Consider the following 25825-nt stretch of genomic DNA (forward strand, 5'->3'; position numbering starts at 1 on the left):
GCCTCGTACTGGATGTACTTGGCCTTACGCCCGGTGCGGCGAGAGTGCGTGCCAGGCGTCGCGGGGCAGACGGGACTTTGCGGACACGCCCTAGAGCGCCGAGGCCGGCTCGTTCGGCTTGTTACGCGACTGCCTCGCACCCCGGGCCCAGTCGCACGCCCGCACGCCCGCGCCCTCCCGCGTCTCCTCGGGCGTCGGCTCCCCGGCCTCCGTAGGTCAGACCGCCGACCGGTCCTTCCACATCGCGGCCAGTGCCTCGTCACCCGTCACGGCGGGGAACGGCAGCCGGTTCCACAGCGCCAGGTACAGGCGCGCCGCCGGGCCCGCGACCTCGCACTCCGCGTCCGTGTCGGCGCCGCGCACCGCGGCGGGCGGTTCCTCCGTGATGCGGACCGTCCAGCTCACCCCGGCGTCCGTCGCCCGCACCCGCAGCACGCGGGGCACCGCCGAACGGACCTGGCTGCGCGGGCGCGCGTGGAACCCGGTGAGCAGTTCGTCGATGCCGTCCACGCCGAACTCCGGCGTCAGCGCGTCCGGTTGCAGGTCGTCGAGGCCCGCGGTGCCCGTCAGCGCGGACTCCGCGTCCACCCGGTGCACCGCCGTCTCGTGCGCCTGCCGCCGCGCCCAGAACGCCAGCGGGGACGGCGCGGGCAGGAACGCCCAGCAGTCGATGTCCGGGTCGGCCTGCCGCAAGGTGTCGACCAGCGCCTCATGCCCCTGCGTGTACCAGGCGAGCAGGTCGTCCCCGTCGAGGTCCGCCGGTTCGACGAGCGGCCGGCGCTCGGTGTGGCCCTCGGCCACGTACGACCCGGCCCAGCGGTGCACCGCGCCCTGGTGGCGCAGCAGGTCCCGTACTTGCCAGCCGGGGCAGGTCGCCACCGGCGCGTCCACGCCCGCCTTCGTGGCCGCCTCGGCGAGCGCGCGGCCCTCACGGTCGACTGTCTCGATGTGCTCGGCTGTCTCCATGGCGCCGAGTCTGCCCTCTCGGGGCGTACGGGGACGGTGAGTTCCGTGATCCTGACGGGTCAGCCGGTCGCCGCCCGGCGCGTGGCGAAGCCGATCGTCGCCGCCACGGCCGCGAGCAGCGCGACGCTGGTCAGCGCCGCCGGCAGCGAGAACCAGTCGGCCATGAAGCCGATCGCGGGCGGGCCGAGCAGCATGCCGCCGTAGCCGAGCGTGGAGGCTGCCGCGACGCCGGTCGGGCCCGCGAGCGCCCCGGCCCGCTCGACCGCCACCGGGAAGATGTTCGCGAGGCCGAGCCCGGTCACCGCGAAGCCCGCCAGCGCCCAGCCCACCGAGGGGGCGAGGGAGCCGAGCAGCATCCCGGCCGCGCCCAGCAGCCCGCCGCACACCAGGGTGCGCGTCCTGCCGAGGCGTTCGAGGAGCGCGGTGCCGCCGAGCCGGCCGACGGTCATGGCGAGCGCGAAACAGGCGTAACTCGCCGCCGCCACCCCGGGGCGCGCGTGCAGGTCCTGTTCCAGGTGCAGCGCGCTCCAGTCGGCCAGAGCCCCTTCCCCGTACGCCGTGCACAGGGCGATGAGGCCGAAGACGAGGACCAGGCCGCGCGTGCCCGGGGCGAACCCGCGCGGGGCGTCGGCCGTGTTGACGTGCTCGGGCGTCACCACCCGCTCGGGCGGCCGGGGCGCCGGGTGCCGCAGCAGGGTCGGTCCCGCGGCCGCCGTGACGAGCAGCCCGACGACGGTGATCGCCAGCAGGTGCCGGGTGGGGGAGAGGTGCCCGGCGACCAGCCCGCCGAGCCCCGAGCCCACCATGCCGCCGAGGCTGAACGCCGCGTGGAAACTCGGCATCACCGGGCGCCGCAGGGCCGCGACGAGATCGACGGCGGCGCTGTTCATCGCCACGTTGATCCCGCCGTACGCGGCGCCGAACACCAGCAGCACCAGGCCGAGCGTGACCGGCGAGTGCGTCAGCGGCGGCAACGCGACCGTCAGCGGCAGCAGCACCCCGCAGGCCACGGTCACGGCATGGGAGCCGAACCGCTTGCACAGCCGCCCCGTCAGCATCATCGTCACCACCGCCCCCGTCGACACCCCGAGCAGCGCGAGCCCGAGCGCGCTCGCCGAGGCGCCCGTCTGCTCCTTGATGGCGGGGATCCGCACGACCCACCCGGCGAAGACGAAGCCGTCGAGGGCGAAGAAGACGGTGAGGGCGATCCGAAGGCGGCCCAGGGACACGGGAGCCGACCCGTCAGCGCTGACGACCCGGACTTTGTTCAATAGCGACACAAACTCAGGGTAGGGGGCGTGCGCGGACCCGTACAAGGGGGGTGCGGTGTGTGCCATGGCACCTGGAGGGGGGCCGGGACGCGCCTGCCGTGGCGCGGGTGGCGAGGGGGCTTTTCGGACGGGCGATGTCGCATTCAGGCCGGGAGGCCAAGAGGAGGGAGCCGTTCGGCGCGGACGCCCCTCTTGGCGGAGGTGCCACGGTCCGCGCCTGTCAGGGGCTTCCGCGTGGCCGACTTTCGTACAGTCGCGTCCCCAGGAGTCGTTCGCCGTGCCCACCGGACAGAAGTCAGAGACGGAACCCCGCCGCCCCGCCCGAAGACCTCGGACAGCCCCGGCGCTTCCGCCGTCCCGTTGGTGGCGTGCCTGCCCGGTGTGGGTGCCACCGGCGCTGTGGACGGTCGCCTTCGGCCTGTGGGGGCTCTCCCGGCAGGGGAGCGTGTGGCTGGACGAGGCCGCGACATGGATGGTGGCCGAGCGTTCGACGGCGGAGATCCTCCACACGCTGGCCCACGTCGACGTCGTCCACGGGCTCTACTACCTGTTGATGCACGGCCTGTTCGCGGTCTTCGGCGCGGGGACCATCACGCTGCGTCTGCCGTCGGTGCTGGCCGTCGCGGTGGCGGCGGCAAGCGTGTCCGTTATCGGCCGCCGCCTTGCGAACGCGCGGGCGGGCCTTGCCGCAGGACTGACGCTGCCGCTGCTGCCCGCCGTGCAGTTCCAGCTCCAGGAGGGGCGCTCGTACGCGCTCGTGGCCGCCGGTGCCGGAGCAGCGACCCTGCTCCTCGTCACCGCGCTCCAACGGCCGGTCCGCACACGGCACTGGGTGGCCTACGCGGCGGTGGTGCTCGCCATGGGTCTGCTGAACTGGCTCTCCCTGATCATCCTCGCCGCACATCTGGTCACCGTGGTGTGGTGCGGGAGCGGCCGCGCGGTCCTCGTCCCCTGGGCCGTCGCGGCCGGGTGCGCCGTCGCAGGCGTGCTGCCGCTCATCGTGTTCAGCCGGAGCCAGTCCGCGCAGGTCGCGTGGATCCCTCCGCTGTCCTGGCACATGCTCATCGGCCCCGGCGTCCTGCTGGCGCTCGGCGGCGTGTGCGCCCGTCTGGGGCGACAGCGGGGCGGGCGGTTGTCGGCGACGGCTGTGGGCGTGCCACTGCTGGCGGTCCCGTACGCGTCTCTGATCCTGCTCGCCCTGGTCCAGCCGATCTTCCTGGACCGCTACATCTTCTACAGCATGCTCGGCCTCGCCCTGCTGATCGGTACGGCCCTGAGTTCCGCCGCGGACATGGTCGAACGACGCTTCTCGTCGGGGGCGCCGTGGGTGCTGCCGGTCGCCCTCGCGCTGGCCACGGTGGCCCTGGTGCCGCAGTCGCTGGCCACGCGCTCCCCGGCCAGTCGGGTCGACGACGTGATGGCTGTCGCGCGGCAGGTGGCGCAGGTGAAGCGGGCCGGGGACGCGGTGGTCTTCCTCCCCTCGGGCCGGCGTGATGCCAAGTCCGTCTGCCCGCGGGAGTTCTCGGGTGTGCGGGACATCGCCCTCGTCGAGACCCCTGAAGGCTCGGGCACGTTGAAGGGAGTCGAGGCGGAGCAGGGCCGCGTACGCAGCGCGATGCTCGCGGAACGACGGATCCTGCTGGTGACGGACGCGGCCGAGGTGAGGCGGCCCCTGACCACCGGCCGCGACCGGATCAAGGCCAGGACGCTGCGACGGTACTTCACGCCGGTCGACGACCGGCGGGTGCGCGGCCGCAGAGTGACGGTGTACGAGCGCAGGGCGCGCTGAGTCCCCCGGCACCCGACCCCTGCGCCGGCCTTCCGGGCGAGCGTCACGGTCACCGAGGCTCCGGGAGTCCGGTGCTCAGACCGCGATGACCTCCACGCCTGCCTCGCGGAAGCGGGACAGGGTGTCCTTGTCGGCTGCCGTGTCCGTGACGAGGGTGTGGATCTGGTCCGCGTCGCAGATGCGGGCGAACGCGCGGTGGCCGAGTTTGCTGGAGTCGGCCGCGACGACGACGCGGGCCGCGCGCTCGCACAGCAGGCGGTTGATCGCGGCCTCCGCCTCGTCGTGCGCGGACGCGCCGTGCGTCACGTCGAGGCCGACCACGCCGAGCACCGCCGTGTCCAGCGTGATCTGGCTGAGCACGCCGTCCGCGAGCGGTCCGATCAGCTCGTACGACTGGGGCCGTGCCACCCCGCCGGTCAGCACGATCTTGAACTGGGGGCGCACGGCGAGTTCGTTGGCGATGTTCAGGGCGTTCGTGACGATGGTCAGGGCCGGGGTGCCGGAGGCCAGGTCGGGGCGGACGGCGAGGGCGCGCGCGACCTCGGTGGTGGTCGTGCCGCCGGTCAGGCCCACCGCCTCGCCGGGCGTGAGGAGTTCGGCGACGGCCTTGGCGATGCGTTCCTTCTCCGCCGTGCCGAGCGCCGACTTGTAGCGCAGCGGCAGCTCGTAGCTGACGCCGTGCACGACGGCGCCGCCGCGCGTACGCACCAGCATCTGCTGCTCCGCGAGCTGGTCGAAGTCGCGTCGGATGGTGGCGGGGGAGACGCCGACCTCGCTCGCCGCGTCCTCCACGTCGAGCCGGCCGCGCTCCACGAGCAGCTCCAGGAGGGACTTCCAGCGGGCGTCGCGGGACATCCGCGGCCTCCAATCGTCGACGTTCGACACGGTCGCATCGACCTTAACCGCCCCGGCCCGCGGCTCCCCGCCTGTGTGTAGGGGTGCCCCGGCCCCAGCCCCGGTCCGCGGCGCGGGCCCGGCGCACCGGCTTCCCCGTACTGCGCGCGAATGCTTGATAATGCTCGAAAGGTAGCTATATCTTGCAGGAACACGCAAGGCGGTGCGGGAGTGCGCCGCCCGCAGGGTCCGTACGGACACGACGCATCGGGGAGTGGGGCACGGCATGAGCCATGTCGAGAACGAGCTGACCAGCCAGCCGGAGTGCTGGACGCGAGCGGCGGGACTCGCCGCGCAGCACAAGGCGGCGCTGCCCGCGCCGGGGGAACGGGTCGCCCTCGTCGGCTGCGGCACCTCCTGGTTCATGGCGCAGGCCGCCGCCGCGCTGCGCGAGGAGGCAGGACAGGGCGAGACCGACGCGTTCGCCGCGTCCGAGTTCCCGGCCGGCCGCGCCTACGACCGGGTGATCGCGCTGACCCGCTCCGGCACCACCACCGAGGTCCTCGACCTGCTCGCCGCCCTCAAGGGCCGGGTCCGTACGACCGCGATCACCGGCGACCCCGAGACGCCGATCCGCACGGCCGCCGACGACCTCGTCGTCCTGGAGTTCGCGGACGAGAAGTCCGTCGTGCAGACGCGGTTCGCCACCACCGCGCTCACCCTGCTGCGCGCCCACTTCGGGCTGCACACCGAGCAGGCCGTCGCCGACGCGCGCACCGCGCTCGCCGAGCCGCTGCCCGAAGGGCTCGTGGAATGCGGCCAGTTCACCTTCCTCGGCCGGGGCTGGACCGTCGGCCTCGCCAACGAAGCGGCGCTCAAGATGCGCGAGGCGTCCCTGTCCTGGACGGAGGCGTACCCGGCGATGGAGTACCGCCACGGCCCCATCTCCGTCACCACCGAGGGCACCGCCACCTGGATGCTCGGCGATGCGCCCGAAGGGCTCGCCGAGCAGGTCACCGCGACCGGCGCCCTCTGGGTCGAGGGCCGCCTCGACCCGCTGGCCGAACTCGTGCGCGCCCAGCGCCTCGCCGTCGCCGTCGCCGCGCGGCGCGGACTCGACCCCGACCAGCCGCGCCACCTGACCCGTTCCGTCATCCTCACCGACAACTGACCTTCGTACGCCGGTACTTCAGAAGGGAGGGGCCGTGCCCCTCGCAGCCACAGGGACGTTGGTGGAAGCGGCCGCGGCCCGGCGGTCGGCCGTCGCCGCGTTCAACGTCATCACGCTCGAACACGTCGAGGCCGTCGTCGCCGGTGCGGAGGCCGTCGGCGCGCCCGTCATCCTCCAGATCTCCGAGAACGCGGTCCGCTACCGCTACGGCCGGCTCCTGCCGCTGGCCCGCGCCGCCGTCGCCGCCGCGGAGGGCGCGGCCGTCGAGGTCGGCCTCCACCTCGACCACGTCCAGAGCGACGAACTGCTGCGGCAGGCCGCCGACTCGGGGTTCAGCTCCGTCATGTACGACGCGGCCCGCCTCCCGTACGACGAGAACCTCGCCGCGACGCGTGCCGCCGCCGACTGGGGGCACGCCCACGGGCTGTGGGTCGAGGCGGAACTCGGGGAGGTCGGCGGGAAGGACGGGCGCGGGCCCCTCGACGCCCATGCGCCCGGTGCGCGTACGGATCCGGGGGAGGCCCGCGCCTATGTCACGGCGTCCGGTGTCGACGCGCTCGCCGTCGCCGTCGGCTCCTCGCACGCCATGACCACGCGGACCGCCGCGCTCGACCATGACCTGCTCAAGCGGCTCGCCGAGGGGCTGGCCTTGCCGCTCGTCCTGCACGGTTCTTCGGGCGTGCCCGATGAGGAGCTGGCGCGGGCGGTACGGGGGGGTATCGCCAAGGTGAACGTCGGTACGGCGCTGAATGTCGCCATGACGGGTGCGATACGGGAGTTCCTCGCGGCGCATCCGGATGCGGTGGACTCCCGGAAGTATTTGAGTGTGGGGCGGGAGGCGATGGTGCGGGCGGTGAGCTCGCTGATCACGGTGGTGAGGGGTGCCGCCGGCTGACCCCGGTCGGGGTACCTGTGAGCCGGCGCTCAGGCCAACTCGGGCAGGGGCGCGGGGAACTGCGCGCCCAGCCCCAACGCACCCGGCACTCTGGGGCGCCGCCCCAGGCCCCGCTCCCCAATCGCCGGAGGGGCTGGAAGTTTGGCGCTCAGGCCAACTCCCTAAGGGGCGCGGGGAACTGTGCGACCAGCCACAGCGAACCCGGCACTCTGGGGCGCTGCCCCAGCCCCCGCTCCTCAATCGCCGGAGGGGCTGGATGTATGGCGCGCAGGCCAACTCCCCGAGGGGCGCGGGGAACTGCGCGACCAGCCACAGTGAACCCGGCACTCTGGGGCGCTGCCCCAGGCCCCGCTCCTCAATCGCCGGAGGGGCTGGGAGTTGGCGGCGAGGCCAACCCCCAGGGCCGGAGGCCGGGAGTTGGCGATGAGGTCAGCGTCGTAGGGGGCGCGGGGAACTGCGCGAGAGGTTCCGCCGGGCTGCACCCGAGGCACAACAGTTGCGCGCCCGGCACTCTGGCGTGGTCACGCCGCCGCTACCCCCCGGCCCGCCGATGTTCATGACCCCCCGCACAACTCCCCTCCAGGCCCCCTGGTCTCACCCAGTGACCGCACGCACCACAGCGCACTGAACCTGAAGGGCCGCACCCGTATGCGCAGTTACCGCACCCTCACCGCTACAGCCACCGCAACCCTCACCCTCACTCTCACCCTCGGCACAACCGCCCTCGCGGCGCAGGCCGCCACCGCCGCCACCGCCGCCCCGGGGACCCCCGCCACCGTCGTCCACGAGCAGGGCGAACTCTGGTACAAGGCCGCCCCCGGCCAGCAGAACAAGCTGACGGTCGGTGAAAAGATAGAGCACCGCGGGGAGTTCGACTCGTACTACGTCCTCACCTTCCGCGACCGCTACGACATCGCCATCGACACGAGCGCGGGAGACGCGGACGAGTGCGCGTACCCGACGCAGGACGACCGCACCGTCGTGCGCTGCGCGGTGAAGATCCCGGAGAACTCCGATGACTCGGACAGCTACGACATCGACCTCGGCGACAAGGACGACACCGCGACGCTCGCCCCGGACAGCCACGCGTGGGCCGGGGTCCACGGCGGCAAGGGCAACGACGTACTGAAGGGATCGGCGTCCGCCATGCTCTACGGCGACGACGGTGACGACCGGCTCGACGGCGGCGGCGGGCCGTTCGGCTTCGGCTCCTACGGCGGACCGGGGAACGACACCCTCACCCACTGCGGGCAGGACTGCTTCGGCGGCGCCGGGAACGACTCCCTGACCGGCACCGACGAGGAGAACACCCTGCACGGCGACGACGGCAACGACGTCCTGCACGGCAAGGGCGGCGCCGACGTCCTCTACGGCGGCAAGGGCAACGACAAGCTGTACGGCGAGGCGGGCAACGACACCCTGTGGGGCAACAGCGGTGACGATGTCCTCTGGGGCGGCCCCGGCACCGACAAGCTCTCCGGCGGCCCCGGCCACAACAAGCTGCACCAGAACTGACCCCCACTCCTCATGCACCGCAGGGGCTGGGTGTCAGCGCTGAACCCAACTCCCCTCAGGGGCGCGGGGAACCGCGCGCTCAGCCACCGCGCACCCCCGCGCCCCGGGCCCACCCGAGCCCGTCCCGGACAGGAGTCGTACCCCGGGCACCCCGGGTACGAAGATGACGCGCCCCCCTCATCGCGGCTCCGGCAGCGCCTCCAGCGTCTCGGCGACCGAAATCCCGCCCCCGTCCACCACATCGAGCAACGCCCGCCCGAGCACCGACACCGGCTCCCGTGCCGCCAGCAGCAAGCCCACCTCGGACGTCCGCGCGGGCCGCGTCAACGGCACGACCCGCATCCCGCCCGGCACCCCGAACACATGCAGCCACGCGCGCGGCACGATGCTCGCCCACTGCCCGGTGTGCACATGCGCGAACAGCGACGCGATGGAGTCCGTCTCCACGCGCGGGGTCACCGGCGTGCCCAGTTCCGCGAAGACCGCGTCCAGCACCTGCCGTCCCTGCATCGCGGGCTGGAGCAGACACAGCGGCAGCGCCGCCGCCTCCCGCCACCCGATGCCGTCACCGGCCGCGTCCGCCCCCTCCGCGTCGCGTGCCGTGAGCAGCACGTACCGCTCCTCGTACAGCGGACGGAACACGAAGCCCGTGTCGCCGGGCGCCGGCCGGTAGGTGACGGCCGCGTCCAGCTCGTACGCCTGGAGGCGGCGCAGGATGTCGTCGGAGCGCAGGTCCGCGTAGAGGACGACCGTCGCCAGCGGGTTCGCCGCGCAGAACGGCTGCGTCAGCAGGGACACCGCCGTCGCCGCGGTCGGCACCGCCCCGATCCGCAGTCGTCCCGTCACCCCGGAGCGCAGCGCCCGGATGTCGTCCCGCATGGCGTCCCGGTCCGCGAGGATGTGCCGCGCCCACACCACGACCCGCTCGCCCTCGGGCGTCAGCCCGTCGAAGCGGCGCTCCCGGCGCACCAGCGGCACGCCCAGCTCGTCCTCCAGCTTGCGGATGCCCTCCGACAGCGCGGGCTGCGACACGAAGCACTCCTGCGCCGCGCGCGCGAAGTGACGTACGCGGGCGAGCGCGACGAGGTATTCCAGTTGGCGAAGCAGCACCCGCCCATGATCCCCCGTACGCCACCGCCGTGGGCGACCGGAGGGCCCGGCTGATCGGTGCCGCCTATCACGCGATCAGAAGAACCGCTTTGACCTGCGGATATGTAAGGGAGCAGGGTGCTGTCCGCAGGTTTTCGAGGGGAAGCGGAAGGTGGCGCGAGGATGCGCGAGCGGGACGAACAGGCCGAGGACATCACCGTCACCGCGCCCAAGACCTGGGCCACCGGCGCGCCGGCCGTCGCCCACGCCCTGAGCTACGCGCTCGGCCAGACGTCACCCAAGCGCACCGCGCTCACCCTCCTGAACCTCAACCAGACCAAGGGCATCGACTGCCCCGGCTGCGCCTGGCCCGACCCGGCGCCCGGCGACCGCCACCGCAACGAGTACTGCGAGAACGGCGCCAAGCACATCGCGGACGAGGCCACCTCCCGCCGCGTCACCCGCGACTTCTTCGCCCGGCACAGTGTCGACGACCTCGCCGGACGCACCGACCACTGGCTCAACCAGCAGGGCCGCCTCACCGAACCCATGGTGCTGCGCGAGGGCTCCCGGCACTACGAGCCCGTCGGCTGGGACGAGGCCCTCGACCTGCTCGCCGCCGAACTGCGCGCCCTCGACGACCCCGACGAGGCCCTGTTCTACACCTCGGGACGGCTCGCCAACGAGCCCGCCTTCCTGCTCCAGCTCACCGCCCGGGCCTTCGGCACGAACAACCTGCCCGACTGCTCCAACATGTGCCACGAGTCCAGCGGCTCCGCCCTCGGCGAGACCCTCGGCATCGGCAAGGGCAGCGTCGGCCTCGACGACATCCACGACAGCGACCTCGTCCTCGTCGTCGGCCAGAACCCCGGCACCAACCACCCCCGAATGCTCACCGCGCTTGAGGAGACCAAGCGGCGCGGCGGCCAGGTCATCGCCGTCAACCCGCTGCCCGAGGCGGGCCTGCTGCGCTTCAAGCACCCGCAGAAGGCGCGCGGCGTCATCGGCCGGGGCACGGCCATCGCCGACCAGTTCCTCCAGATCCGCGCCGGCGGCGACCTCGCCCTCTTCCAGATGCTGAACAAGCTGCTCCTGGAGGCCGAGGACAAGGCGCCCGGCACCGTCCTCGACCAGGACTTCATCGCCGCGCACACCACCGGCTTCGACGCGTTCGCCGCCCACGTACGGGACATCACCTGGGACGACGTCCTCGCCGCGACCGGCCTCACCCGCGCCGAGATCGAGGCCCTGCACGCGCGCGTGCTCGGCGCCCGCAGCGTCATCGTGTGCTGGGCGATGGGCCTGACCCAGCACAAGCACGGCGTCCCCACGATCCGCGAGGTCGTCAACTTCCTGCTGCTGCGCGGCAACATCGGCCGCCCCGGCGCGGGCGTCTGCCCGGTGCGCGGCCACAGCAACGTGCAGGGCGACCGCACGATGGGCATCTGGGAGCGCATGCCGCAGCGCTTCCTCGACGCCCTGGAACGCGAGTTCGGCTTCACCCCGCCCACCCGGCACGGCCTCGACTCCGTCGACGCGATCCGCGCCATGCGCGACGGCCGCGCCAAGGTCTTCGTCGGCGTCGCCGGCAACTTCGTACGCGCCACCCCCGACAGCGACGTCACCGAACGCGCCCTGCGCTCCTGCCGCCTCACCGCCCACATCTCCACCAAGCTCAACCGCTCGCACGCCGTGTGCGGGCGCACCGCGCTCATCCTGCCCACGCTCGGCCGCAGCGACCGCGACGTACAGGCGGGCGGCGAGCAGTTCATGACCGTCGAGGACTCCATGAGCGAGGTCCACGCCACCCGCGGCAAGCTCGCTCCCGCCTCGCCGCACCTGCTCAGCGAGGTCTCGATCATCAGCCGCCTCGCCCGCAAGGTCCTCGGTGACGAGCCCGGCCTGCCCTGGGAGGAGTTCGAGGCCGACTACGACACCATCCGTGACCGCATCGCGCGCGTGGTGCCCGGCTTCGAGGACTTCAACGCGCGCGTGCGCGCCCCCGGCGGCTTCCGGCTGCCCAACCCGGTCAACAGCCTCACCTTCCCCACCCCGAGCGGCAAGGCCCACTTCACCGCCAACGCGTTCACCGCCCTGACCGCCCCGCCCGGCCACCTCGTCCTGCAGACCTTGCGCTCCCACGACCAGTGGAACACCGTCCCGTACGCCCTCGACGACCGCTACCGGGGCATCAAGGGGGGCCGCCGCGTCGTCCTCATCCACCCCGACGACCTCACCGAACTCGGGTACGCGGACGCCGACCTCGTGGACCTCGTCGGCGTCTGGCGCGACGGCGTCGAGCGGCGCGCCCCGCGCTTCCGCGTCGTCGCCTACCCGACGAGCCGGGGCTCGGCCGCCGCCTACTACCCCGAGACCAACGTCCTCGTACCCCTCGACAGCGTCGCCGACATCAGCAACACGCCCACCTCCAAGGCCGTCGTCGTCCGGCTGGAGCCCGCGTCGGAGCCCGCGCCCGACCTCACCCAGGAGCGCGCGCCGCAGACCGTCACCGGAGCCTGACGCGCCGGACCCCCGCCCACGCCGGAGGACGGCCGGGCGGGCCCGCAGCGCGCACCGGCTACCATTCCTGAGCGTGATCAGGGCGAGGAGTTGCTGATGGGCGGCAGGGCGGCCTCCGAGGGCGGGGGCCACACGACGGGCGACGGCACACCGCGGGCACCACGCCTGGAGCGGGGCCGCAGCGCCCTCGGACCCGCGCTCGAACTCGTCCACACCGGCCGCGCGCCGACCCGTTCCGTGCTCACCGCCGAACTGGGCGTCACCCGGGCGACCGCGGGCGCCGTCGCCGCCGAGCTGGAGGCGCTCGGCCTCATCCGTATCGACGCGCGGCCCAGCGCCGCCGCCGGCTCGCAAGGCCGCCCCTCGCACCGGCTCTCCGTCGCCGAGGACGGGCCCGTCGCGCTCGCCGCGCAGGTCCACTCCGACGGCTACCGCGCGGCCCTCGTCGGGCTCGGCGGCCGGATCGTCGCCACCACCCCCGGCTGCGAGATCATCGACGCCGACCCGGCGCACGTGCTGCGGTCCGTCGTCGACGCGGGCCGCCGCCTCCTGGAGACCACCGGCCGCCGCTGCGTCGGCGCCGGGCTCGCCGTGCCCTCCGCCGTCGCCGAACCCGAGGGCACCGCCCTCAACCCCCTGCACCTCGCGTGGCCGGCGGGAGCGCCCGTACGCCAGATCTTCGCGGACTGCGTGCGCGAGGCCGGGCTCGGCGTCCCCGCGTTCGCCGCGAACGACGTCAACCTCGGCGCCCTCGCCGAACACCGGCACGGCGCCGGGCGCGGCGCCCGCGACCTGCTCTGCGTCGCCACCGGACACCGGGGTGTGGGCGGCGCGCTCGTCCTCGACGGCCATCTGCACACCGGCAGTTCGGGCCTCGCCCTGGAGGTCGGGCACCTGCCCGTCAACCCCGAGGGCGGCCGGCCCTGCCACTGCGGCGGCCGGGGCTGCCTCGACGTCGAGACCGATCCGTACGCGTTCCTCGCCGAGGCCGGCCGCACACCGGGCCCCGAGCGCTCGCTGCTCGCGCAGGCGCTGGACCTGCTGCGCGACGGCAAGGACGACCCGGGCGTACGCGCCGCGACCGCCACCCTCATCGACCGGCTCGGCCTCGGGCTCGCCGGGCTCGTCAACATCCTCAACCCGGACCGGATCATCCTCGGCGGACTGCACCGGGGACTGCTCGACGCGAACCCTGAGCGGCTGCGCGCGGTCGTCGCCGAGCGCAGCCTGTGGGGCCGCAGCGGCGGCGTGCCGATCCTCGCCTGCACCCTCGACCACAACAGCCTGGTCGGTGCCGCCGAACTGGCCTGGCAGCCCGTACTCGACGACCCGCTCACCGCTCTCGTCCCCGCCTGACCCGAGCGGCCGACGCGGACAGGTCCGGCCCTGCACGTGGTCAGGCCCTGCCTGCCTGCGGTCACGCCCGCCCGGCGGTCAAGTCCGGCCTGAAGTCATGCCCGCCCGGCGGTCAGGTCCAGGTCGGCCCATGGTCCGTCCCGCCCACGTCCGTGGTCAGGCCCACCCGGCGGTGAGGCGCGCCCTGCGGCCAGGTCCGGCCTGCGGTCAGGCCCGCCCGGCGGTCAGGTCCGCTCTGCGGCGAGGCCCGCCCCCGCGGTCAGGGCCAGTCGACCGTGAACGCCCGCGCCGGGTTGTCCCGCAGCACCCGCGCGACCGCCTCCTCGCCGAGCGTCGCCTCCAGACGCGGCCGCACCCGGCGCAGCAGATACGGCATCCCCGGCCCGCCGTCCACGGACCGGGCGGCCGCGCTCGTCGTGTCGCCGCCGAGCAGCAGCCGGTCCCCGAAACCGGCCGCCGCCAGCTCCGCCATCGCGTCCGGCATCCGCCAGTCCGTCGCGTGATGGGCGCGGGACGGCCCGTCGAACGCCAAGTAGGCTCCCGAAGCCGCCGCCTGACGTTGCGTCACGAAATCGGGGGAGCGGTTCAGATGCCCGAGGACCACGCGCGGCGCCGGCACCTCCAACTCCCCGCACAGCAGGTCCAGTACGTCCAGCACGCCCGTGCCCAGTTCGTGGTGGACGGCGATCGGGGCGCCCGTCGCGTGATGCGCCTCCGCCGCCGCCCGCATCGTCCACCGCGCGTGCGCGTCCAGCGCGTGGAAGCCGCCCGCCACCTTGATCAGCCCGGCCCGTACGCCACTGCCCGCGATGCCCTCCGTCAACTCCCGTACGAACACCTCGGCGAGGTCGGCGCGCCGCGCCGCAAGCAGTTCGGGCGGGTAGTGCGCCGCCTGGTGCAGCCCCGTCGCCGCCACGATCCGTACGCCGGTCGCCGCCGCGAGAGCGGGCAGGTGGTGCGCGCCCCGGCCGAGGCCGTACGGCGTCCACTGCACGACCGTGCCGCCGCCCTGTGCCGCGAACGCCTCCAGCTCGCGGCGCGCCGCGTCCGGGTCGTCCAGCTCGGCGCCGGGCAACAGCGGGGAACGGAAGAAGAGATGGTCGTGGGCGTCGACCAGACCCAACTCGCCCGGACCCAGGTCACCTTGGACGGTCCGGACCGTGCCGTGTACTTCGTGCTCCGTGCTCATCGTGCGTGCGCCGCCGTTCACTTCGGGGTGGTGGGGGAGAGGAGGGCGAGCAGGCCGCGTACGGCGGTGTCGAAGGCCGTCGTGTCACCCGACGCCCGCGCCAGTACGTAACCGCCCTGGACCGTCGCCACGAGCGTCGCCGCGATCTCGGCCGGGTCGAGGTGCGGGGCGAACTCCCCGCTGTCCACGCCCTGTCGGACGACATCCGCCAGACGGCCCGTCAGATGGGCGAGCGTCTCGTCGACCGGGGCGCGCAGCTCCTCGCCCGCGATCACGTCCGGGTCCATCGCCAGCCGCCCCACCGGGCAGCCCCGCAGCGCGTCCCGCTCGCGCAGCAGATAGGCCGCCGCCCGCTCGTACGCCGAACCCTCCGCGCCGAGCAGCTCGTCCACGGACGCGCGCATCTCCTCGCCGGTGCGGCGGATCGCGGCCCGCGCGAGATCCTGCTTCCCGGTGAAGTGGTGGTACATGCTGCCCTGGCCGACGCCCGCCCGCTGGAGTATCGCCTTCGGGCTCGTGCCCACGTACCCGCGCTCCCACAGCAGCTCACGCGCCGTCTCGATCAATCGCTCCCTGGTGTCCATGCCCGCACCGTACCTACCGGTAGGTACAGCGCCAAGGAGCAGGGCCGGGCCGCCCGCGTACTCCCTCGGTGGTACGCGCGGTGCCGCCGGCCGCACGACGACGCGGGGCCCTGGCCGGGGCGACGCTCGAAGCATCCAGCAGAGCACTTACCGGGAGATGAGTCAGATGCAGACACTCGCGCACTTCGCGGGCGGCGGCGGGCCGGGCCCGTGGATCCTGTTCGTCCCGCTCGTCTGGGCGGCCGTCGTGTTTGGCGTCGTCACACTGGTGCGGCGCACGATCTGGCGCGGCGGACGCGGCCCCTGGCGGCCCGGCCCGGAACGCGTCGCGCAGGACTCGCCCATCGCCGTGCTCGGCCACCGTTTCGCCGCGGGCGAGATCGACGAGGACGAGTACTGGCGCCGGCTGACCGTGCTGAACGAGGAGTTCGGCCGCCGCGGCGGAGACCCGAAGGGCGGTGCCATGTGACCACCGGGCCCGCGCGGCCACCCGCGTACGGTACGTCTGCCGTGCGTCCCTGAAAACCGCCGCGGACCGCCCTCCCGTACGCCACTGCGCGCGCGGGGCGCCCGCGACGTGCCGCGCACCTACGGGACAGGGACGCGCGGCGGGCGGCGGAAAGATCACCGCCCGGTCAGCCTGCGACGGCCGACCGGGCGGGAGTGTGGCGGGGGCCTTCGGCGCAGACGGCGGCCGGAGCCGCCCGGCGCCGCGCGGCGGAGCCCTTGGCGCGGGTGGGGACGGCCGCCGGGAGCGTGAACCAGACGACCTTGCCGCCGTCCCCGTGCGGGCGCACGCCCCAGCTCTCGCTGACCTCGGCGACCATGGCGAGCCCGCGCCCGCACGTGGCGGACGTGTCCGCGTCGCGCACCGTCGGCAGCCGGGGATCGTGGTCGTGCACGGAGACCGTGAGCCGGCCCCGCAGCAGTTCGATCTCCACGGTGCACCGCTTGTCCGGCTGGGCGTGCCGGTGCACGTTGGTCAGCAGCTCGGTGACCCCGAGCGCCGCCTGGTCGACGATCGGATCGAGATGCCAGTGGCGCAACTGCGCCGATACGATTCTGCGGACCTGTCCGATCCGCGACGGCAGGGCTTGGAGCTCCACCGTGCAATGCCTGCTCGGCTGGCTGATCACGGCTGCGACTCCCCGAAGTTGGGTCCGGAAGAAGACGAGAACGGATCGGCGTGGCGACCGCGCTGTGAACAGGATCGCCCGTCGCGTGTCCGGCGGGCTGGTTCGCAGCGTCATCGCCGGTAAACCCTGAGTAGTGATGTGTGACCAGAGTGACCCAGGGGGTGCGGCCGTGCAACTCCGGCGACTGCACCGCGTAACGCTTGACGACGTGCCGCCTCCCGGCGGGCGGGGTCAGGGAGTGCGGGCCGCCGCCCTGCGCACGGCGTCGATGAGGCGGCGCGCCGCGGGCGGGCCGGCGTCGCCGCCCTGACCGCCGAGCCGGAGCTGATAGCGGCGCCCCTCGACCTCGGCCGTCGCGCTGTCGTCGGAGCCGAACCACGGGCGCCGGGCGCGGACTTCGCCGAGCGGGGCGCTGTCGATCTCGCTGCCGTAACTCGTCAGCAGTTCCAGCCGGCCGCCCTTGATCCGCACCTGCCCGGCGCGGGTCAGCGAGCGCAGCCGCCGCCCGATCCGTACGCCCGTCACCGTGAACTCCGGCTCCGTCATACGTGTCGCCCCCTCGATCGGCTCCGTCACGTGAAGTCTGCACGGGCCGGGCCGGTGGCACCAGTGCGCGGTGCGGGCCCGCCGGGGCATCGGGCGCATCCGGTTCGCGCGCCCCCTTCGCCGGGTCGCACCCGCGCGCGTACGTCCGTGCGAAAGCCTGCCGCCAGGCGGGCCTTTGAGGCTCTCAAAGGTGTGTTTATGCAGGTGAGAAGCGTGAGGGAGGTGTCTATGATCGAGGTGTCCCGTCGTGCCGGAGCAGCGCTCCGCCGGGGTGCCGAACCCGTCCGGACGACGCGATGGACGACGTGAAGGAGTCGCGCGGTGAGCACCGTTCAGCAAGGCCGTCCCGAGGACCACGACACGGCCGGCGCGCCGATGCCCACCCTCGACGTGGACCACACCGCCCCCGGATACCGCGGCTGGCTGAAAGAAGCCGTCCGCAAGGTCCAGGCGGACAGCAACCGCTCCGCCGACACCCACCTCCTGCGTTTCCCGCTGCCCGAGCAGTGGGGCATCGACCTCTACCTCAAGGACGAGTCGACGCACCCCACCGGCAGCCTCAAGCACCGCCTCGCGCGTTCGCTGTTCCTGTACGGCCTGTGCAACGGCTGGATCCGCCCTGACCGCCCCGTCATCGAGGCGTCCAGCGGCTCGACGGCCGTCTCCGAGGCGTACTTCGCCAAGCTCATCGGCGTGCCCTTCATCGCGGTGATGCCGCGTACGACGAGCGCCGAGAAGATCCGCCTCATCGAGTTCCACGGCGGCCAGTGCCACTTCGTGGACGACTCCCGCACGATGTACGCGGAGTCCGCCGCGCTCGCCGCCCGCACCGGGGGGCACTACATGGACCAGTTCACCTACGCCGAACGGGCCACCGACTGGCGCGGCAACAACAACATCGCCGAGTCGATCTACCGGCAGATGGAACTGGAGCGCTACCCCTGCCCCACCTGGATCGTCGCCACCGCCGGCACGGGCGGCACCTCCGCGACGCTCGCGCGGTACGTGCACTACATGCAGCACGACACCCGCATCTGTGTCGCCGACCCCGAGAACTCCTGCTTCTTCGAGGGCTGGACCACCGACAACCCCGACGCCACCAGCGAGTGCGGCTCCCGCATCGAGGGCATCGGGCGGCCCCGCATGGAGCCGAGCTTCGTGCCCGGGGCCATCGACCGGATGATGAAGGTTCCCGACGCGGCGAGTGTGGCCGCCGTGCGCGCCCTGGAGAAGACCATCGGGCGCAAGGCGGGAGGGTCGACCGGTACGGGGTTGTGGAGCGCGTTGAAGATCGTGGCGGAGATGGTCGCGGAGGGGCGGACCGGGAGTGTCGTCACGCTGCTGTGCGATCCCGGGGACCGGTACCTGGACAAGTACTACTCCGACGCGTGGCTCGCGGAACAGGGGTTGGACATCCGTCCGTACGCTGCGGTGATCGAGCGGTTGCTGGTCAGTGGGCACTGGGGCGAGTGAGGCTCCGCCGGCGGGTCCCAGCGCCGGGGGCGTGATCGTTGTGCGGCGGGTGCGGCCCCGGCGGGGCGTCTCGCGCAGTTCCCCGCGCCCCTGACGGGGTTGCCATCCCCGGCACTTCTTAGGCGCCCCCGCCGCGGAGCGCGTTTCGTCGTGGCTGGTCGCGCAGTTCCCCGCGCCCCTGACGGGGCGTTCAACTCCGGTGCCCTGGGGAGCCGCCCCGCCCCCGCCTTGGGCAATCTGCCGCCTGGGGCGGCAGGGTGGGCAAGGCGGCACCCCAGCGCCGGGTGCGAACAGGTTGTGCCTCCAGTTCAGCCCGGTGGGGCTTCTCGCGCAGTTCCCCGCGCCCCTGGGGGAGTTGGCCTGAGCGTCCAACTTCCAGCCCCTCCGGCGATTGAGGAGCGGGGGCTGGGGCGGAGCCCCAGAGTTCCGGGTGCGTCGTGGCTGAGCGCGCAGTTCCCCGCCCCCCTGGGGGAGTTGGCCTCAGCCTCAGATTCCCAGCCCCTCCGGCGATTGAGGAGAGGGTGTGTCAGGATTCGGGGTTGTGTTCGACCGACCTGAGATCCGCCGCGCCCTGCCCACCGACGCCGAGGCCACCGCCAGGGTCTGGCTGCGTTCCTACACCCACGCCCTCCCTGACATCCACCGCCCCCACAGCGACGACGAGGTCCGCGCCTGGATACGCCACATCGTCGTCCCGGGCCCCGACACCTGGGTCGCCGACGCGGACGGCACCGTCGTCGCCCTGCTGGTGCTCGACGGCGACGAACTCGACCAGCTCTACGTGGACCCGGACCGGCAGGGCCAAGGACTCGGCACCCGCCTCCTCGACCACGCCAAGACGCTCCGCCCGGCCGGCCTCGACCTGTGGACCTTCCGCGTCAACACCCGCGCCCGCCGCTTCTACGAACGCCACGGCTTCACCGCCGTGGAGTGCAGCGACGGAGAGCGCAACGAGGAACGCGAACCCGACATCCGCTACGCGTGGCGCCCGCTCACGCCGGGGCCGCGGCCAGACGTCGTTCCAGCGCCGACACCGCGTCCCTGAACGCCCGCCCGAACCCGGCACGCCCCGCCTTCAACCCCATCCGGAAGGGCGCCCCGCCGTCCGCGGCGAACGTCCACTGCACCCGCGTACCGCCACCGCCCACCGCGACCAGCCGCCACTCCTCCACGAGGGCGCGCATGCCCGGCGCGTTCGTCTCGTCCACCCGGTACGCGTACACCTCGTGCGGCTGGGCCGCCACGATCGTCTCCACGAACCGTGTGCCGCCCTTGAGCCGCACCTCGCGGCGCGGACCGTCGGGCCCCTCGGGCAGCGGACGCGCGAGCGTCACCGCCGAGAACCACTGCGGCCACGACGAGACGTCCTCGGCGAGCGCGCGGTACACGGCCTCGGGCGGCGCGGACACCTCACGCGCGAACACCAGCCGGAGCGGGGCGGTCTCGACGAACTCGCGGCGGACGGGCAACAGACGGCGTGCCATGGACGGTCAGCCCCCAGACAGGTCGGCGATGACGCGGACAGCCCCACGCGTGTACGGAGAGTACCGGCGGGCCACCGTCACCATAGCTGTCACCCCATCAGTTGTCTGTACCGGTTTCCGGCTCGCCCGCGACCACGAGCCGCACATGCTCGGCGGCCTCCGCGCGCGTCTCCTCGGGCAGCCCCGCGTCCGTCACGAGCGTGTCCACCTGATCGAGCGACGCGAACGAACTCAGGCCCACCGTCCCCCACTTGGTGTGGTCGGCGACCACCACGACCCGACGCGCGGACCGCACCAGGCGCCTGTTCGTCTCCGCCTCCGCGAGGTTCGGCGTCGACAGTCCCGCCCGCGCGCTGATGCCGTGCACGCCGAGGAAGAGCATGTCGAAGTGCAGCTCGGAGATCGCGCGGTCCGCGACCGGACCCACCAGCGAGTCCGACGGCGTACGCACCCCGCCCGTCAGGACCACCGTCGCCGCGCCCGGCCGCGCACCCAAGGCGCCGCGCTGCGCCGCGTGGAACACGTCCGCCACCCGCACCGAGTTCGTCACGACCGTCAGGTCCGGCACGTCCAGCAGCCGCTGCGCCAGCGCGTACGTCGTCGTACCGCCCGACAGCGCGATGGCCGTGCCCGGCGCCACCAGCGTCGCCGCCGCCCGCGCGATGTCCTCCTTGGCCGTCGGCTCCAGCTCCGACTTCGCCTCGAACCCCGGCTCGTGGGTGCTCGCCTCGACGACCGGGACCGCGCCGCCGTGCACCTTCTCCAGGACGCCCTGCCGCGCCAGCGCGTCCAGGTCGCGGCGGATCGTCATGTCGGAGACGCCGAGCCTGCGCGTCAGCTCGTTGACCCGGACTCCGCCGCGGCGGCGGACCTCGTCGAGGATCAGGGCGCGGCGCTGCTCGGCGAGCAGGTTCTGGTTCTCGCTCACGTCCCGTCGGTCCCCTTCACCTCGGCATACCCGCCCCACGGCCGGTCACCTCGTCATCCTCGCACGCGCCACCGACAACCGGACCACCGCCCGCGATCGGTGCCCGATCCACGTGACACACGCCCCGGGAACGGGGAGATTCCGTGACGAGGGATGCGCACGGGCGCCCCCACCCGGGATCCTGGTGGGGCTCACAGACGGGGGACACATCCATATGGCGCGCGAGACCCACCCGGCACGGCCGGACCACCGGCAGGACACGGCCGACGAGACGGCACTGGAACTGCTCGTCCACGGAGTCGGCGGCACGACACCGCAGGACATGCTCAACGACCCGTGCACCGTCCGGGTCTCCGGCGACGAGACCGCCGCCGTCTTCCGCCGCGCCGAGGACGCCGACGCCGAGAGCCGCCCCGAGGACTACCGCGGCAAGCCCGTCCCCGAGGCGTACGTGTGGTGCAACCTCACCTCGGGCGGCGGCTCCCGCGCCCTGTGGCTGTTGCTGCTGCCGTTCATGGTCGTCAACCTCGCCCACTGGATGCGCCCCAACGCCCTGCGCCGCACCCGCGCCGTGCGCCTGTACGGCGTCATCGTCCGGCTCGCCGGACTCACCCTCACCGTGCTGCTCGTCGCCGCCGCCTGCGAGGTCGCCCTCGACCTCGCCGCGTGGCAGTGCGCGGGCACCGCCGCCTGCGCGGCGCGGCGCACCTGGCTCGGCTTCCTCGCCGTCGACGCGCACGGCCACGGCGGCTGGTGGAGCCAGCCCGGCCGCCGCCTCGCGCTCGCCTCCCTCGTCCCGCTCGCCCTGACCGCGCTGCTCTGGTACCTCTCGCACCGCACCTGGAGCACGTACGAGTCCCACCGCCCGCTCCCGCAGCGCACCGAACCGGACGACGACGACACCGCCAACCTGCTGGGCCGCCCCGGCTTCTGGTACGGCCGCCGCCCCGTCGCCCGGCTGCGCGCCGCCCACACCGCCGCCGCCCTGCTCACCGTGGCCGCCGCCGTCGGCACCGCCGCCGCCCGCCACGACCGCACCCCTGGTGGCCCCGCCGCGCTGGACCTCGCCGGCCGCGTCCTCGACGGCGCCTTCGTCGCGGGCGCACTCGTCGTGATCGCGGTCGTCGCCGGCCGGGGCCGCAGCGAGAACCACCTCGACGACACCTCCGATCGCGTCCTCGTACGCGTCCTGCCTTGCGCGGCGCTCGCCCTGCTCACCGTCACCCTCGTCTACGCGGCCTGGTCGCGCCCCGAGTGGCGCTCGTCCGGCCGGCTGCCCGGGGACGCCACGTTCGGCGCCGTCACCCTCGCCCAGGGCGCCCTCGTCCTCGCGCTCGCCGTCGTCGCCAAGGCCATCTACCGCACCACCCCCGACCGGCGCACCGCCCTGCATGGACTCGGCGGCCCCGCCACCGCCATGCTGGCCTGCGCCCTCGGCGGCGTCATGACCGGCGGTGTCGCCCAGCGCGTCGCCGACTGGCTCGACGGCACCGACAGCCGCATCCCCGGCCCGCCCGTGCTGCTCACCTGGCAGGCCGCCGTCATCCCGCCACTGCTCGTCGTCCTCGCCCTGCTGGCCGGCGTCCTCGGCCTGCGCACCGCCCGCATGCAGAAGCGCGAGAGCCGCCAGGTGGAGGCCGACTACCACCTCGACATGGCACGCGCCCGCACCGAGTACGACGAGAGCGAGGAACGGCCCGACGAGACCCGCACCGCCCGCATCGCGGGCACGCGCGCGCGTGCCGCCCTCACCGACCGGGCGCCCCTGATGATCGGCGCCCTGTCCTCGGTGACCCTCGTCCTCGGCGCCCTCGCCGTCGCCGGAGCGTGGGGCACCCACGAGGTGCCGGGCACTGCCGCCGAAGGCACGTACCCCGTCGTCCAGGGCGGCGCCGACACCGCGCAGGCGCTCGGCTCCTGGCTCATCGGCGTCGGCTTCCTCCTCTTCGTCACCTGGGGCCGCCGCGCCTACAAGGACCCCTCCGCCCGCCGCACCATCGGCATCCTGTGGGACGTCGGCACGTTCTGGCCGCGCGCGGCGCACCCCTTCGCGCCGCCCTGCTACGCGGAACGCGCGGTGCCCGACCTGACCTGGCGCATGGCGACGTGGACCCGCCGGACGGGCGGCCGGCTCGTCCTGTCCGGCCACTCCCAGGGCAGCGTCCTCGCCGCGTCCGCGGCCTGGCAGCTCCACCCGTCCGTACGCCGGCGCGTCGCGCTGCTCACGTACGGCTCACCGCTGGAGCGGCTGTACGGGCGCTGGTTCCCCGCGCACTTCGGGCCCGAGGCACTGGCCACCCTGCACCGGCAGGTCGACTGCTGGCGCAATCTGTACCGCAGGACCGACCCCATCGGCGGGCCCATCCGCCTCGACGGCGCCTGCGGCCCGCAGGTCGACCACGAGCCGCTGCTCGACCCGCTCGCCTACGGCCGCACCGAGGCCCATCCGCTGCCCGCGCCGATCCTCGGCCACAGCGACTACCAGGCCGACCCGGTCTTCGCCGAGGAACGCGCCAAGCTGCTCGCCCGCCTGCGGCCCGGGGTGCCGCACCCGCGCCCCGAGGCCCCGGACTGCGACTGCACCGGGCCGGTCGCCCTCGACGGGACCGGCCGCGAGGGCGGGGCTCAGGGCAGCTCGGGCAGGTCCTCCGGGTAGAGCAGCGTCAGATCGTCGGTGTCCGGGGCGGCGAACTGGGCCACCCGCCCCGCGTGCCGCTCCACCATCGACTCGAACGTCTGCCGGGCGGTACGGCCGTTGCCGAACGCCGGGCCCTTCGGGATCGCCGTGAAGTACTTGAGCAGCGCCTCCGGCGTGCCCGGGGCCAGCGTGTACTCGTGCTCCTCGGCCTGCTGCTCCACGATCCGCAGCAGCTCCTCGGGCATGTAGTCGGAGAACGTGATGGTGCGGGAGAACCGCGACGCCACCCCCGGGTTGACCGACAGGAAGCGCTCCATCTCGGCCGTGTAACCCGCGACGATGACGACGACCGCGTCCCGCTGGTCCTCCATCAGCTTCACCAGCGTGTCGATCGCCTCACGGCCGAAGTCGCGCCCCGAGTCCTCCGGCGACAGCGCGTACGCCTCGTCGATGAACAGGACACCGCCGTGCGCCCGCTGGAACGCCTCCTGCGTGCGGATCGCCGTCGAACCGATGTGCTCGCCCACCAGATCGACCCGGGACACCTCCACGAGATGCCCCTTCTCCAGCACCCCGAGCGAGGCCAGGATCTCCCCGTACAGGCGGGCCACCGTCGTCTTGCCGGTGCCGGGGGAGCCCGTGAACACCAGATGCCGGCGCACCGACGCGGCCTTCAGGCCCGCCTCCTGGCGCCTGCGGCCCACCTCGATCATGTCGGTGAGCGCCCGCACCTCGCGCTTGACGCTCTCCAGACCGACCAGGGAGTCCAGCTCGCCGAGCACGTCCGACGACGTACGCACCGAGTCCGACGTCTCCACGGCCGCCGGCACCGGGCGCTGCTCGGGCACACCGCCGAGCAGCCCCACGGTCTGCGTCGCCGTCTGCACGGCGGGCTGCGCGGCGCCGACCGGCGACAGGGACGCGCCCGCGCCGGGGCGCAGACCGCCGCCGCTCTCGTCGCTCGCGCAGTCCTCGACGACGGGCCCGTCCTCGGCGAACTCGTAACCGCCGCGCGCGCACCGCTCCGTACGGCACTTCTTCAGCGTGGTGCGACAGCCGTCGATGACATGGAAGCCGTAGCCGCCGCTGCCCGTGACGCGGCAGCCGTGGAAGCCGCCCCGGCCGCCCGCCGACACATAGAACCCCGCCTCGGCGGGGGAGGTGACCGTACAGCGCTCGATGGTCGGGTCGGCGCCCTTGGTGACGATGACACCGGTCTGGACCGTGTCGACCGTGCAGTTGGCGAGGGTGCCGCCGCTGCCGTGGTCGCGGAACCAGGCGCCCGTCGCGGCCTCCCGGATGCGGCAGTCGTCGAGCTGCGCCGTCGCCCCGTCGCTCACCGACACCGCCGTGTTGCGCACTTGCGACAGATCGCTGTCCACCACGTCCACGCGGGAGCCCCGGTCGAGCACGAACAGCGCGTCCGGCACGTCGTGCACGCGGCAGGAGTCGAGCACGGCGGTCGCCCCGTCGCTCACCCACACCGCCGGGTAGTCGCCGGTGCTGTCGTGGATCTCGCACTGGTTGGCGTCGACGCGTGTGCCGGGGTCCCACACCGACAGGCCGTTGCGCCCGAAGCGGCTGACCGTGGAGCGCGTCAGCGTCAGCACCGAACGCGACCGCAGGTCGATCGCGTTCTCCGGGATGTCGTGGATGCGGCAGTCCGCGAGGGTCAGCACGGCGTCCGTGTCCAGCGTGACGCCGTCCGCCGTCGTACGGTGCACATCGCAGTCCGTCAGATGGGCGGCGGCCCGGCCGGTGACCTGGACGCCGGCGCCCTTGATCTCGTAGACCTCGCAGCCGACCGCCTCCAGGCCGCTGTGCTCGCCGGTCGCGGAGAACCCCGCGCCCGACGCGTGATGCACCCGGCAGCGCTCCAGCCTCGGGTGCGCGCCGCCGCGCACGGCGACCCCGGCCTGGCCCGCGGCGACGACCTCGCACTCCTCGAACACGCCGCCCCCGCCGTCCAGTACGGCGATGCCGACGCCGCCCGGGTTGTCGACGGTGCAGCGCCGGACGGTGGGGCGGGCGCCGCCGCGCACCTCGATGCCGGCGGCGGAACGCGTCACCACGCGCACGTCCGTGATCTCCGGGGCGCCCTCCTCGACGACCAGCGCGGGCGCCGCCGCGTCCTGCCCCTCGATGTGCAGATCCTGCACGGTGGCCGACGCGCGGACCGTCAGCGGCACGCCGTCGCCCGGCGCGATCCGCACCGAACCGGGGGAGCCCTCGGGGCCGCGCAGCGTCACCGCCCGCTGCACGATCAGGTTCTCTCTGTACGTGCCGGGAGCGACAGTCAGCACGTCGCCGTCCGCGGCCGCCTCCAGGGCGGCGGCGAGAGAGGCGTACTCACCTGTGCGGCGCCGCCACCGCGACGTGCCGGTGTGCGTCACCTGGACCGTGCCCTGTGCCATGGCGCTGCTCTGCCCCCACCTCGTCGT

General features: G+C 73.7%; 21 protein-coding genes. 10 read left to right on the forward strand and 11 right to left on the reverse strand.

All coding sequences use genetic code 11. From position 1 onward, the window contains the following. Positions 1-216: 216 nt before the first annotated feature. Both ACZ7LY_RS23730 and ACZ7LY_RS23735 read right to left on the reverse strand, forming a co-directional pair. A complete protein-coding gene (locus ACZ7LY_RS23730) occupies positions 217-966 on the reverse strand; it encodes a maleylpyruvate isomerase family mycothiol-dependent enzyme (RefSeq protein ID WP_471626684.1) in 750 nt (249 codons plus the stop codon). Positions 967-1025: 59 nt separating this feature from the next. Then, positions 1026-2246 carry an MFS transporter gene (locus ACZ7LY_RS23735; RefSeq protein ID WP_471626685.1) on the reverse strand — a complete coding sequence of 407 codons (1221 nt, stop codon included), beginning with the start codon at positions 2244-2246 and terminating at the stop codon, positions 1026-1028. A 376-nt stretch (positions 2247-2622) separates the two neighbouring features. Here ACZ7LY_RS23735 and ACZ7LY_RS23740 point away from each other — a divergent pair, with 376 nt between their 5' ends. After that, positions 2623-4026 carry a glycosyltransferase family 39 protein gene (locus tag ACZ7LY_RS23740; protein ID WP_471626686.1) on the forward strand — a complete coding sequence of 468 codons (1404 nt, stop codon included), beginning with the start codon at positions 2623-2625 and terminating at the stop codon, positions 4024-4026. Between the two features lie 75 nt (positions 4027-4101). Here the strand turns inward: ACZ7LY_RS23740 and ACZ7LY_RS23745 are convergent, their stop codons facing one another. Next, positions 4102-4881: a DeoR/GlpR family DNA-binding transcription regulator gene (locus tag ACZ7LY_RS23745; RefSeq protein WP_471626687.1), complete on the reverse strand. Its 780-nt coding sequence runs from the start codon at positions 4879-4881 to the stop codon at positions 4102-4104. Positions 4882-5146: 265 nt separating this feature from the next. On the opposite strand from ACZ7LY_RS23745, the gene ACZ7LY_RS23750 reads away from it, so the two are divergent. The 3 genes from ACZ7LY_RS23750 to ACZ7LY_RS23760 all read left to right on the forward strand — a co-directional run bounded on the left by ACZ7LY_RS23750 (position 5147) and on the right by ACZ7LY_RS23760 (position 8441). Beyond that, positions 5147-6031, forward strand: a complete 885-nt coding sequence (locus ACZ7LY_RS23750; RefSeq protein ID WP_471626688.1) for an SIS domain-containing protein — start codon at positions 5147-5149, stop codon at positions 6029-6031. A gap of 34 nt (positions 6032-6065) precedes the next feature. Next, the gene (locus ACZ7LY_RS23755) at positions 6066-6926 is read left to right on the forward strand and encodes a class II fructose-bisphosphate aldolase (protein WP_471626689.1); all 861 of its coding nucleotides are present in this window, start codon (positions 6066-6068) and stop codon (positions 6924-6926) included. 648 nt (positions 6927-7574) lie between these two features. Then, positions 7575-8441: a calcium-binding protein gene (locus tag ACZ7LY_RS23760; RefSeq protein WP_471626690.1), complete on the forward strand. Its 867-nt coding sequence runs from the start codon at positions 7575-7577 to the stop codon at positions 8439-8441. Between the two features lie 177 nt (positions 8442-8618). Here ACZ7LY_RS23760 and ACZ7LY_RS23765 read toward each other — a convergent pair whose 3' ends face one another. Then, a complete protein-coding gene (locus ACZ7LY_RS23765) occupies positions 8619-9551 on the reverse strand; it encodes a LysR family transcriptional regulator (protein ID WP_471626691.1) in 933 nt (310 codons plus the stop codon). Between the two features lie 162 nt (positions 9552-9713). Here ACZ7LY_RS23765 and ACZ7LY_RS23770 point away from each other — a divergent pair, with 162 nt between their 5' ends. Together ACZ7LY_RS23770 and ACZ7LY_RS23775 are read left to right on the forward strand one after the other, a co-directional pair. Next, complete coding sequence (locus ACZ7LY_RS23770) at positions 9714-12050, forward strand: FdhF/YdeP family oxidoreductase (protein ID WP_471626692.1); 2337 nt, start codon at positions 9714-9716, stop codon at positions 12048-12050. Between the two features lie 96 nt (positions 12051-12146). After that, positions 12147-13406 carry an ROK family protein gene (locus ACZ7LY_RS23775; RefSeq protein WP_471626693.1) on the forward strand — a complete coding sequence of 420 codons (1260 nt, stop codon included), beginning with the start codon at positions 12147-12149 and terminating at the stop codon, positions 13404-13406. A 259-nt stretch (positions 13407-13665) separates the two neighbouring features. On the opposite strand, the gene ACZ7LY_RS23780 is transcribed toward ACZ7LY_RS23775, so the two are convergent. Next, entirely contained in the window at positions 13666-14595 is a 930-nt protein-coding gene (locus ACZ7LY_RS23780; protein ID WP_471626694.1) for a phosphotriesterase family protein, read from the reverse strand. 17 nt (positions 14596-14612) lie between these two features. After that, complete coding sequence (locus tag ACZ7LY_RS23785) at positions 14613-15179, reverse strand: TetR/AcrR family transcriptional regulator (RefSeq protein ID WP_471626695.1); 567 nt, start codon at positions 15177-15179, stop codon at positions 14613-14615. Between the two features lie 166 nt (positions 15180-15345). On the opposite strand from ACZ7LY_RS23785, the gene ACZ7LY_RS23790 reads away from it, so the two are divergent. Next, complete coding sequence (locus tag ACZ7LY_RS23790; protein WP_471626696.1) at positions 15346-15648, forward strand: SHOCT domain-containing protein; 303 nt, start codon at positions 15346-15348, stop codon at positions 15646-15648. A gap of 166 nt (positions 15649-15814) precedes the next feature. On the opposite strand, the gene ACZ7LY_RS23795 is transcribed toward ACZ7LY_RS23790, so the two are convergent. Together ACZ7LY_RS23795 and ACZ7LY_RS23800 are read right to left on the reverse strand one after the other, a co-directional pair. Continuing rightward, positions 15815-16315 (reverse strand): ATP-binding protein, encoded by a 501-nt coding sequence (locus ACZ7LY_RS23795; protein ID WP_471626697.1) that lies wholly within the window; start codon positions 16313-16315, stop codon positions 15815-15817. A gap of 231 nt (positions 16316-16546) precedes the next feature. Continuing rightward, positions 16547-16861, reverse strand: a complete 315-nt coding sequence (locus ACZ7LY_RS23800; protein WP_471626698.1) for a hypothetical protein — start codon at positions 16859-16861, stop codon at positions 16547-16549. A 375-nt stretch (positions 16862-17236) separates the two neighbouring features. Between ACZ7LY_RS23800 and cds1 the strand changes: the two genes are divergently transcribed. Both cds1 and ACZ7LY_RS23810 read left to right on the forward strand, forming a co-directional pair. After that, positions 17237-18334 (forward strand): L-cysteine desulfhydrase Cds1, encoded by a 1098-nt coding sequence (cds1, locus tag ACZ7LY_RS23805; RefSeq protein ID WP_471626789.1) that lies wholly within the window; start codon positions 17237-17239, stop codon positions 18332-18334. Positions 18335-18875: 541 nt separating this feature from the next. Continuing rightward, a complete protein-coding gene (locus tag ACZ7LY_RS23810; RefSeq protein WP_471626699.1) occupies positions 18876-19379 on the forward strand; it encodes a GNAT family N-acetyltransferase in 504 nt (167 codons plus the stop codon). Here the strand turns inward: ACZ7LY_RS23810 and ACZ7LY_RS23815 are convergent. Together ACZ7LY_RS23815 and ACZ7LY_RS23820 are read right to left on the reverse strand one after the other, a co-directional pair. After that, positions 19327-19818: an SRPBCC family protein gene (locus tag ACZ7LY_RS23815; protein WP_471626700.1), complete on the reverse strand. Its 492-nt coding sequence runs from the start codon at positions 19816-19818 to the stop codon at positions 19327-19329. The genes ACZ7LY_RS23810 and ACZ7LY_RS23815 overlap by 53 nt on opposite strands. Positions 19819-19915: 97 nt before the next feature. Further along, complete coding sequence (locus ACZ7LY_RS23820; protein WP_471626701.1) at positions 19916-20746, reverse strand: DeoR/GlpR family DNA-binding transcription regulator; 831 nt, start codon at positions 20744-20746, stop codon at positions 19916-19918. Between the two features lie 214 nt (positions 20747-20960). Between ACZ7LY_RS23820 and ACZ7LY_RS23825 the strand changes: the two genes are divergently transcribed. Next, complete coding sequence (locus ACZ7LY_RS23825) at positions 20961-23402, forward strand: hypothetical protein (protein WP_471626702.1); 2442 nt, start codon at positions 20961-20963, stop codon at positions 23400-23402. Here ACZ7LY_RS23825 and ACZ7LY_RS23830 read toward each other — a convergent pair. Continuing rightward, a complete protein-coding gene (locus tag ACZ7LY_RS23830; protein WP_471626703.1) occupies positions 23372-25798 on the reverse strand; it encodes a right-handed parallel beta-helix repeat-containing protein in 2427 nt (808 codons plus the stop codon). The genes ACZ7LY_RS23825 and ACZ7LY_RS23830 overlap by 31 nt on opposite strands. Between the last annotated feature and the right edge of the window lie 27 nt (positions 25799-25825).

The sequence above is a fragment of the Streptomyces sp. NPDC107550 genome, assembly GCF_055639095.1.